The 12,251-nt window shown below is 36.7% G+C and carries 6 protein-coding genes; all 6 read left to right on the plus strand.

Annotated elements, in window-relative coordinates:
* Positions 1 to 9 precede the first annotated feature (9 nt).
* On the plus strand, positions 10 to 954 hold the full coding sequence (locus PHE88_10540) for a response regulator (protein MDD5688256.1): 945 nt from the start codon (positions 10 to 12) through the stop codon (positions 952 to 954).
* Between the two features lie 32 nt (positions 955 to 986).
* Positions 987 to 5,711 carry a fibronectin type III domain-containing protein gene (locus tag PHE88_10545; GenBank protein MDD5688257.1) on the plus strand — a complete coding sequence of 1,575 codons (4,725 nt, stop codon included), beginning with the start codon at positions 987 to 989 and terminating at the stop codon, positions 5,709 to 5,711.
* A 51-nt stretch (positions 5,712 to 5,762) separates the two neighbouring features.
* On the plus strand, positions 5,763 to 7,118 hold the full coding sequence (locus PHE88_10550; protein MDD5688258.1) for a PorV/PorQ family protein: 1,356 nt from the start codon (positions 5,763 to 5,765) through the stop codon (positions 7,116 to 7,118).
* A gap of 101 nt (positions 7,119 to 7,219) precedes the next feature.
* Positions 7,220 to 9,589: a DUF2341 domain-containing protein gene (locus tag PHE88_10555; protein ID MDD5688259.1), complete on the plus strand. Its 2,370-nt coding sequence runs from the start codon at positions 7,220 to 7,222 to the stop codon at positions 9,587 to 9,589.
* Positions 9,590 to 9,622: 33 nt separating this feature from the next.
* The gene (gene traF, locus PHE88_10560; GenBank protein ID MDD5688260.1) at positions 9,623 to 11,002 is read left to right on the plus strand and encodes a conjugal transfer protein TraF; all 1,380 of its coding nucleotides are present in this window, start codon (positions 9,623 to 9,625) and stop codon (positions 11,000 to 11,002) included.
* A partial coding sequence (locus tag PHE88_10565; protein ID MDD5688261.1) for a PKD domain-containing protein occupies positions 10,999 to 12,251 on the plus strand: 1,253 nt, incomplete at its 3' end. The genes traF and PHE88_10565, both read left to right, overlap by 4 nt.

Here is a 12,251-nt window from a genome sequence, read left to right on the forward strand (position 1 = left end):
AAAAATAAAATGGACGAAAAAAAGATAAATTTACTGGTAGTTGATGATGATGACAGCATAAGAGAAATGCTCAGTACTATTCTTAAGAGAGCAGGCTACGAGGTATTCAGTTCTGCAAATGGTTCTTCTGCTATCAAGGAAGCGAGAAATTGTTTTATAAATTTAGCTGTTTGTGACTATAATTTACCGGATATAACCGGTCTTCAAATAGCAAAAGAATTAAAAGTAATTAATTCAGATACAAATATAATTCTAATGACCGGTCAAGCTACGCTGGAGATGGCTATAGAGGCAATAAGGGGAGATGTTGATGAATATCTGATAAAACCTATAGATCCGGGATTACTGAAGCGGGCAATAAAAAGTTCTTTGGAAAAACAATGGTTGGTCATAGAAAACAGAAGACTTTTAAAAGAACTAAAAGATGCCAATCCGTTAACCGGTTTACCCGGTAATCTTGTGATAATGAACAAAATAGAAGAAAAAATTAAAAAACAGATACCATGTGCAATTCTCTATCTTGACATTGATAATTTTAAATCTTATAATGATTACTACGGTTATATAAAAGGAGATGAAGCAATTGGATCTTTTAGCAATATCCTGAAGGATTGTATAGAAAACGAAGATTTTATCGGGCATATAGGAGGTGATGATTTCATTATAGTCACAACACCGGGTAATTATGAAAAACTTTGCAATGAAATCATCAAACGATTTGACAATTTAGTGCCTTCCTTTTATGATGAAGAAGCTCGCAAAAAAGGTTATATACTGACACCTAATCGGAAAGGCGAAGAAGAAAAATTTCCCCTTATGTCGATATCTATCGCTGTCGTTGATACTTCTATGCGTACTTACTCTCATCTTGGCGAAATAAGCAAGATTGGTGCAGAATTAAAAAAATATGCTAAAACTTTTTCTGGCAGCATTTGGGTAAAAGATAAAAGATGAAAGATGAACATGATTATAATCAAAAAATATAAATGAAAACTTTTTTTAAATCAAAAAACATAGTTTTTGTCTTTTTTGTTATATTTTTTTCTTCCATTCTTAATGCAGCGCCTCCTACAGTACCTAATCTTTATTCACCATCAACAATGACATGGACTAATATTAACACAATAGACTGGTCTACATCAACTGCTCTGGCAGGACAAACTGTCTTTTACGATTTAGAAATTGATGATGCTCAAGATTTTGTATCGGTAGTTGCATCAAGTTATACAATATACAGGTCTTCTTGTTTAATATCTAATTTGAACGGTTCATTAAGTGAGAATACCCAATATTGGTGGCATGTCAGGGCTAGCACTTCTACATCCGGGGAATATTCAGCGTGGAGTTCAACCCGTTCATTTAAGTTAGATACAACTAAAACCGTATTTAGTTATCCACAAGTTAAATTATCCACAGGAACATGGGCAGCAGCAAATACTGCATATGTAAATGTTTCAACACCTCAAGTGCGAGTAAATGTTCAGGATATAAATTCCGGGTTGATGGCAGGTAAGACAGAGATAGTGGCAAGTAGTGGTTGTGTTGGATTGTGGCATTTGAATGAGGGTTCTGGTGCTACTGTTTATGATGCAAGTGGTTATGGGAATAATGGAACAATAACTCAAGCTACCTGGCAAAATATGACTTCATGGAAGTCAACAACTAAAACTGAAAAAACGTTATATTTTCTTGATGATAATGATAATGTGGATTGTGGTAGCGGAGCGAGTTTTGCAAATTTACTTAACAAAATAACGCTATCAGTATGGGCAAGACGTACAGGAGGTCTATTGCAGCCATTAGCGGTTGCGAGGATTGGTGACTGGCGATTTGGCTGTGAAACCTCAGCTGGAAATTGGAATTTTTATACGGCTGCATGGACATGGGTATTTCCTACTGGTGTACCGGTAGCAGCGAATGAATGGCATCATATGGTATTTACATATGATGGAGCAACGGCAAAGATATATAAAGACGGAGCATTAGCAGTACAGAAAGCTGCTTCAGGTAATTTGACTACAAATGGAAATGTAGCTATTGGCGGATGGGCTACGGTATGTTTTACAGGATACTTGGATGAAGTGGGAATATGGGATAGGGTATTGGATCCGGAAGAGATAGCAGTCTTGTATAATTCCTGTGCAGTAAAGTTTTCATCAAATACAGTTAGCGGTTATTCAGGAATAATTACATCAACATCAACAGAACCAACAGTGCTTACAACCGGCAGCGACGGAACTACAACATTACAATTTTCAACCGCCACCGCTGTGAATTTTCTGCCTGGGTCAAATAACAGTATACAGTTTTTAGCCCGTGACAGTGCAGGTAATCTTTCCATGTCAGGTGTTTACACAATAAATGTAGATACTATATCACCATCAGCAATAACCTCACTTACTGGTCTTACTAGTAGTAGTAATATAAATCTATCATGGATATCACCAGGCACAGATGGTACAGTTGGTGCGATAGATAATGGGCAATTTTTAATACGGCGAGCCACATGGTCAGTCACTCCTGAAAGCATGTGGGGAAATGGATATGACACCAAACCTGCAGTAATAGAACAGGAAATAATAATAGATACGACTTCACTGCCTGCATTATCTAATTGCACAACTACATTTTATGATTTACAAACATCTGTAATACATTATTTTAGGATATGGTCAAGAGACACCGCCGGGAACTGGTCAAGTATATCTAACGGGTGTACGGTGTATTTTAATCTACCGACAGCACCTACTAATTTTACAGGTGTAACTCTCTCAACATATTCAATACAATGGTCATGGAATGATGTTAGTGATGAGAGCGGCTATCGTGTCCGTTATTCTACAGCGTCATCTTCATCGGAAGTAGCAGTATCATCTTCATTACCTGCCAATCAAGTTAGTTGGACAGAGTATGGATTAACCGCGAACACATCATATTATAGGGTTGTAGTATCTACTAATGCCAGTGGAGAAAGTAATCTTTCAAATGCAGCTACTACCTACACGTTTGCAAATCCGCCTCTTGCACCTGTAGTATTTTCTAATGTTGGGTATTCATCAGTTACAGTGCAATGGACTGCCACAGATAATCCGTCATGGACAAAATACGGTATAATATTGTCAAGTAATCCGGAATGTTATGGAGCAACAGTAAGCACAGCAGTTACTTTTGCTAATAATCTTACTAATAACACAACATCTGTCTTTTCACTAAATTCTGAAACCACGTATTATTTTAGAATAATAGCGTTTAATAATGAGCAAATTCAGACAACATACATTCAATCCAGCACTACAACAAAAACAGGACCACCTGCTGCACCTTCAAACATAAAAATATCAGCACTGTTAGGTCCTACGTCAATTTACTGGCAGTTTGATGATAACTCGACAAACGAGACAGGGTTATTCCTTTCCAGTGGAACAGATATAACGATGCGATTATCGCCTAACTTAGCAAATACCGCAACCACAGGCACAACTTACTGGATAGAATTAGACCTTTCAACAAACACACAATACACCAGATATGCTGAAGCGGTTAATGCAACAGATTCCAGTTGGTCAGTTGTAATTACAAGTTACACCGCTGCTTATGTTCCTTCTAATCTTACACTTTCTAATGTTTATTCATCAAGTGCAACATTAACATGGTCTGCCAACACCAATCCTAATGGTACAAGATATGGTGTAATATCATCAAGTAATCCTGAATGTTATGGGGCAACAGTAAGCACGGCAGTCACTTTTGCTAACAATCTTACTGCTAACACAACATCTGTCCTTTCGTTAAATTCTGATACTACATATTATTTTAGAGTAATTGCATTTAATGGAAATCAAATTCAATCATCATCATATGTTCAGTCCAGCACAACGACAAAATCAAGTGTTGTAATACCTAATCGACCAATCAATTTAAAATCAGCGTCATTAGGAACTACCTCAATTTACTGGCAGTTTGATGACAATTCAACTAACGAGACAGGGCTGTACTTTTCCAGTGGAACAAACATAACGATGAGATTATCACCTAACTTAGCAAATACTACGACCACAGGCACTACTTACTGGTTAGAATTAGGACTTTCTACAAACACACAATACACCAGATATGCTGAAGCATATAATACCGCTGGTTCCAGTTGGTCAGTTATAATTACAAGTTATACAGCAGCTTATGTTCCTTCTAATCTTACGCTTTCCAATGTTTGCTCATCAAGTGCGACCCTTACTTGGTCTGCTAACACCAATCCTAACGGTACAAGATATGGTGTAATATTATCAAGTAACCCGGAATGTTATGGAGCAACAGTAAGCACAGCAGTCACTTTTGCTAATAATCTTACTGCTAACACAACACCTGTATCTTCATTAAGTTCTGAAACCATATATTATTTTAGAGTAATCGCATACAATGGAGATCAAATTCAGACAGCATACATCCAATCCAGTACAATAACAAAACCATCTGCTGCTCCTGCCACTCCAACAAACTTAAAAGTATCAACATTATTAGGTCCTACATCAATCTACTGGCAGTTTAACGATAACTCAACAAATGAGACAGGACTATACCTTTCCAGTGGAACCAATATAACGATGCGATTATCACCTAACTTAGCTAACACGGCAACAACAGGCACTACCTACTGGTTAGAATTAGGACTTTCAGCTAATACTTTGTATACCAGATATGCTGAAGCTGTTAATGCGGCAGGTTCAGCTTGGTCAGTTGTCATTGCCAGTTACACTGCTGCCAGTGTTCCCTCTAACATAACATTCGCTAATGTTCACTCATCAAGCGTAACTCTAAGCTGGTCTGCTAATACTAATCCTAACGGAACAAGATACGGTGTTGCTAAATCCACTAATAGTGAATTCACCGGCACAGAAGTAAGCAGTATAACCTATTCAAACAATTTAACTCTTACAACAACTACTTTTTATTCACTATCATTAAACACATCATATTACTTCCGTGTTTGGGCATATAATGGAAATCAGATACCTACTACATATGTTCAAACCAGCACAATAACAAAATCCGGAGCACCGCCAAATGCACCTGTTATTTCTGTTATATTGCCCGGCGAACAAACAACAATAAAAGTTGGAGATACAATCACATTAGCAGCTGCTATTGAAACAAGTGCAACTCTCTATAAAATAACCGTAAAAGACTTAGATGGAAATACATTGGCGGAATGGTTGGATCCTGCAGGCTTAACATCTAACACAATAAATGGTATAACATTAGATTCTGCTACTGAAAATCCTGATAATATAATAGCAGATATCACGATAGGTAATATTACAGCAAAATACCCTATGTTAAAAGGGATAACAGTAGAAATTATTGTTCAGGACAATTCAGGAATATCACAACCCGGTATATCAGAACCTATTTTAATATCAGCAGAGACAAACAAAATAACACTTTACAACAACTTATTTAATCCGGTAAAAGGCGATAAAACAACAATCCGTTATGAGACAAAAAGACCGGGCAGGATAACAATAGAAGTATATACTATAAACGGAGATAAAGTAATAACACTGGTAAACGAAACTACTACTTCGGCTGTTCCTTACTGGGCGACATGGGATGGTAAGGACAGTAATGGTGACCTTGTCTCAAGTGGAATATATTTAGTACATATAGAAGGACCCGGATTAAAGGACACTAAAAAGGTTTGTGTGATTAAATAGTTTTTTGTGAAACAAAAAACTATCCTGGTGTAAATCGGGAACTACCATATTATGAAAAAGATTGTAATAATTTTGTTTTTCACATTATCAACATATATCTGTCATGCTACAGGTCCCTGGACTAACGGGGCATCTATATTAAGACAAGGAATTGGAGCAAGACCCTTGGGTATGGGAGAAGCATTTGTAGGTTTAGCAGATGATATAAATACACTTCAGTTTAATCCTGCAGGGTTAAGTAATATTTCAAATAAAGAATCAGGAGCTACATATTCAAAAGAATTAGTTGATATGAGTTATAGTAATATAGCATATGCCCAACCATTAGGTGAGAAAGGATATATTGGCGGTTCTTTCCTGTTATTTCAAGGTGGGGACATAGAGATAAACTGGTGGGACTCAGTAAACGGGGTAAGAACTGAAACGAGGAATGCAGAACAAGATTATGTTTTAACATTAGGATATGCTCAGGATTTTATGAGCGAAGGTGAATTATCTGCAGGTGCTAATCTTAAATACGTTAGTAGTAAATTAGCCGAAGAATCTACAGCGTCCAGTATTGCTGTAGATTTAGGCGGGTTATACCGGTTATTGGATAATAAATTATCTTTGGGTCTGTCAATCCTGAATATAGGAACTGCGTTAAAATACAAAGGCGGTATATCAAGCGGTTCGGAAGATGACCCGCTGCCTTTAGGAATAAGAGTAGGCGGTGCTTATGTTTTTATTTCTGAAGACATGAAAAAACTTACAGGTGTTTTAGATATTAATAAATATTCAAACACTGATATGCAGCTTAATTTAGGATTAGAGTGCTGGTTAAAAGAAATGATAGCGTTACGGACTGGTTACGAGATAGGATATGATTTAGCTTCTATTACAGCCGGTTTAGGGTTTAAAGTTAAGAATTGCCAGTTGGATTACGGGTTCAGTCCTATGAGTAAAATAAACGCTATTCATAAAGTTTCGTTTATATTAAGGTTTGGCGAATCATCTGAAGAATCAGATAAAACAGTTACAGCTACGATGAAAAAATCTAAGCCTTCAAATGAAAAAACTAACAGTTCGGTGAAAAAATCTAAGCTTTCGGATTTGAAAAGCAGCAGTAAGGCTGAACAAAAATACAAAAGAGGGTTAATGTACTTTAATACAGAAGAATATGAACTTGCTATTGCTGAATTTCAGGGTGCGATTGAGTTGAATCCTGACAATCAGGAAGCCACTGCAAAGATAGCTGAAGCTACTGAAAAACTAAAAGAACAAACATACCAGCAAGGATTAGAATTTTTTAATAAAAAACAATATGCAAAAGCTAAAGTTCAGTTTGGTAAAGTACTTGAAATGGATCCTTCTAATCAGGAAGCTAAACAAAAATTAATAGATATTGAAAATTTGTTAAAAAAATAGAAAAAAAAGAAAATGTGTTTAAAAAATGGCACATGGCAATAAAATTGCTACAAAGTGTTAAAGGAAGTTAAAGTAATTAAAATTGAACATTGAAGAAAAAAATGAAAAAAAGCGTATCAATATTTATTCTGATATGTAGTTGTTGTATAAATCTTGTTTTTGCTAACACTTGGAGTCAAACGTCTTACGATGATTTCAATGCCGGTTACCTTGATAATACATCACCTGTGGGAATAGGTAATGGCGCAACTATATATCTTAGTCGTGCCAATTGGTATAATGAAAATTGGGCTTATAGAATACCTATAACTATATATAATTCAACTTCAACACTTAACAGTTTTCAGGTATTCATAAGCACGAAAGACATGGGTTCATCTACCCTCGCAGCAATAAGAACTGCTGGCAAAACCAATAGTGACTATAGCGACATAATTTTTGTAGATGGTTCTAATAACAAAATAAATAACTATTGGATAACTCCTAGTACAATTAATCCAAACGGTGTCTGGTTGAAAATACCCACAATATCCACAGGTACCAGTACAGTATTTATGTATTATGGTAACACAAGTGCTACTACTCCTACTTCCAACATTGATAACACTCTGCAAAAGGTATCTACTATTACAGCGTTTGGCACATATGACGCTCGCTTAGGTGCTTTATATAATTTTGACGAAGGCAGTGGACCGACTGTTAGTGATTTGTCGGCTAATGGTAACGATGGAACTCTAAACGGCGGTATTATATGGGCAGGAAGTGATGGCGGTACAATCGGTAACGTAAGTACTTCTACAATCAAATTCTCCGGTAACGCATTAAATTTTGATGGAATAGATGACTATGTAAGCTGCGGTAATACTGGTTTGGGTTCTACTAGTACAGTATCTATAGTAGCATGGATATATATTGACCCAGCAAAAAACAATACTGCCAATATAGTAACTAAAAACGGCGGTTATTACCAAAATCAATATTCAATGATGTGGAGTAATAATGATAAGCGTATATCTTCTGGATTTAATGGTAAATATTGGCTTGGAAGTTCAGCTACTAACTCAGTTTATGTAGCCAATTGGTATCAAGTAGCAATGACATATGGTAAAAATTACATTAATTATTACGTTAATGGCGCTGCTTCCGGTAGTTCGTATTCACTTAGCATAGCTACACTTGCTTACACAACTAATATAATAAGAATAGGCAGAGTTTTCGGTGGTGGCGACGATAGCTTCCAAGGTACAATAGATGATGTAGCAATATATACTGAGGTGATATCTTCAGGTGAAATTAAAGCACAATATGAGCGCCGAAAGTATGCTGATCCCGAACCTACAGTTGCTCTTGGTTCGGAGGTCCCCTATTCTTCTATAAGCGGCGCATATGTGTCAAACGGTAGTTTTACTTCTTCTTCTAATGATAGCAGTTCTGTTGCCGGGGTAAGTTGGGATTCGATATTATGGTCTCCTACCAACCAACCTGTCGGTACAAGCTTAAAATTCCAGATAGCTACGAGTAATGATAATAAAACATGGGTCTTTCGCGGTCCTGATGGAGCTTTAACTACTTATTACACAACAGCGAGTGGTCAGTCAATATGGACAGGTCATACAGGCGACCGTTATTTAAAATACAAAATATATTTTTCAGGCGATGGAATATTTACGCCTGAAGTTCATTACGTAACAATAAGCTACACACCGGTTGCTACTGAAATATCAGGAGTTGTTGATTCAGGCAAAGCAGATGATTCTCTGGATATATATTATGCCAAGTTGTCCATACCTGCAAATACAATTACTCGTAATGTTGAATATACTATTACTAAGCGTTCAGAACCGTCAATTTCTGTATTAACTGCCCCGATGAAACCGATATTGTCATATGATATCGAAGCAAAAGATTCTGTAAGCAATGAGTTACTTAGCACGTTAGGTGGTGCAATTACACTTACCATGCGTTGTAAAGCTACTAAAGGTTCCGATGGTATATATTATGTAGATAATACTTACCCGGCACTGCCGTTATCTGAAGCGTCCAAATTAGCTATTCATTATTGGGATGGCGCGAGATGGCAATTGGTAGGCGGCACTGTAAGTGTTGATGAAAACACGGTGACGATAACAACTAAAATAAGTCATCTTGCAGAATATAGCATTGCAGTAAAATCGACAATAGTATCATCAAAAAGACTTACAGTTACATACAATATTTTTACACCTTCAGGGCCTGATAGCAGGTATGGTGAAGCAAGATTTGTGTTTGCAAACGAAAATAGTGAGGTTGCGGAATTAAAAATATATAGCATTTCAGCAAAATTAATCCGTACAGTAACTGCAACAGAGCCGGGTATCTCATGGGATGGTAGAAACGAGAGTGGTGATATCTGCGAAAGTGGAGTATATATATACCAGTTAAAGTTAGGCACTACAATGCTGGGTAAAGGTACGGTAGTTTTAGCGAAGTAGTTGTTTATTGGATTTATTAATTTATAACAGATTATGAAACAAAACAAAAGACAGTTTTTCTTATTTATAATAGCAGCATTGACGTTATTCTTTAGAAACGAGCTTTATTCGGCGTTTGTAGATTTAGGTGCTGGCGCTCGTCCTTTAGGTATGGGTGGTGCGTTTGTAGCAGTAGCAGACGACGCAAATACAATAATGTACAACGCGGCAGGTGTAACACAATTAGATAGAGAAGAACTAACCGCTACCTATACTAAATTATATACCGGAATAGATGGTTTAAGCAATAATTTCGTAGCATATGTGTATCCAATGGGTGAGAAGCTTGGTGCACTCGGGTTTGGATGGTACAATTTTACAACGAAAGATCTTTATAATGAAAATACTGTTATTCTTTCATATGGAAGTCAATTTAGTCCCATGTTATCTGCAGGATTAAATCTAAAATATCTGTCTAAACAATATATAACTAATGAATGGACCGAATCAAACCCGGTATTTAGCAATGGTAATAGTGCAAGCGGTATATCTTTAGATTTAGGAGTTTTATATAGTGCGAGTGATGTTTTATCATTAGGTTTTTCAGCTGAGAATTTTAATAGTCCGGATATAGGTCTAAAGAGCACCGATAAGGTACCTGCAAATATTTGTTTAGGTGCGGCATATTATTTAACTGAACATGTTTCTACTGCGTTAGACATAGCATTTCGTAATGATTTAGTTAATGTAAATATTGGTTGTGAAAGTAAAGTATTAAATGACAATCTAGCACTAAGGTTTGGTTATGGTAACAATGCTTTAACGGTTGGTGCTGGTTGTTTAGTAAATATAAAACAGACTCTGGAAGGTCAGATTGATTATGCATTTAACAGTCCGTTAAAATTTGTAGATGGTGGCGGCGGCAGTCATCAAATATCGTTAAGTATGCGTTTTGGTGAACCAAAAGCAACCGCAGAAGAAGCAGCAGCGGAAGAAACGACAACAGAAGCAGCAGTAGAGACACCAAAGGCAACAGAAGAAACAGAAACACCAAAGGCAGAGGGACAGGAAGCTGAAAAAACAGCTGCGCCTGCGAGCGGAGACATAAAAGAAAATATTGCTGCAGGCATAGAGTTCTATAAATTAGGTAAATATCTAAAAGCATTAGACGAATTTAATAAGGCTTTGGAAACGGATGATAAAAACAAACAATGTTTAAAATATTTAAAAAAGATGACAGCAAACATGGAGAAAATGAAAAAGACTTTTAGAACAGAAGCGGAGTTAGTATATGCAAAAGGTTATTTGTATTATGCTAATAATGAAACAATAAAAGCAGTTGCACAATGGGATAGGTTAATAACAATTGAGCCCGATAATGATGAAGTAAAGGAGTATTTGGATAAATTAAAAAATGATGGTGAAGCAAAATGAAAAAAAGAATAGTTAAAATCTGTAGTTTATATTTATTAATATTTACCTTAGTATGTTTTTTCAGTGCTGATATAGCAGTAGCAAAAGTAACACCACAACCTAACACTGATTCGATATTTACTAACGCTACTTTGGTATATAAATCAAAAGAATATACCGCTAATTCGGAAGAAATGAAAGAGAATCCTCTTCTTCCTGCATCTCTATTAGGGAACGACTGGCCTGTTGCGTGGGCAGATATAGCACCTTACATTACTGCAGTTCATAGAGCGCAGGGTTTTATAGATATTTTACTTACAGTAGATATGACGCCTCGGGTAACAGGTCTTACGCCGACGGTGGCTATCTATGCTGATTCTGATAATCGCGCGGATAATGATTTTATGGCATCTTGTGATGGTGCTCTATATGATATGATAGATACTGATTGCAAAGGTCAGTGGGAAACCTTTATGCTCAATCAAAATGTAAACATGGAAAATGATAATTATGTAACATTAAGATTCGCGGTCCCGCAAGAAGTAACTAATTATTACAAGTTATTTTTAGGTCAAAGAAACATCCGTCCATATAAACTATATTCAACAACATCTACGGCAGGTTCCTATTCTGATTTTTACCAGGTGAAGTTATACACACCGGCACTTACGGCTGGACCGTATGCATGTCCTGATGTAAAGGTTCCAAAAAGATTCAAAAGCGAATATGATCCCAATAGACGTGTTTTCCCGATTCCTTCTATGTCCCGAACTGTTGTAGAAGATATGCCTGTTACGTTTGACGGTTCAAAGTCACTGGACACTTCCGGTGCTACTATAACCAAGTATGAATGGGATTTTGATAGTGATGGAATATATGATGCTGAAGGAGTTTCACCGACTCATATTTATACAATTCCCGGCACATATACTGTCACCCTTAGAATAACTAATAGTGATAATCTGAAATCAGCATCTAATGGCAGTGTGCGCTCGGCATTTTCTTCAGCTCCTCTACCATTAGTTATAAATGTAGTAGCTGCATCACCCGAAAACAAACTTTACCAGAACGGTCCAAACCCACTCATACCATCAAAAAATGCTTTAAAAACAATCATCAATTATGACCTGAAAGAAAGTGTTTCTGTTTCATTGAAAGTTTATACAGTTTCCGGTGAATTAATAAAAACGTTGGTAGATGAACCTAAGCCTGCCGGGACATGGTCAACTGAATGGGATGGGACGAATGAGAGCGGCGAGAAGGTAGCGAG

The sequence above is a fragment of the Elusimicrobiota bacterium genome (assembly GCA_028718185.1).
In the GTDB taxonomy this organism is placed as follows: Bacteria; Elusimicrobiota; UBA8919; order UBA8919; family UBA8919; genus JAQUMH01.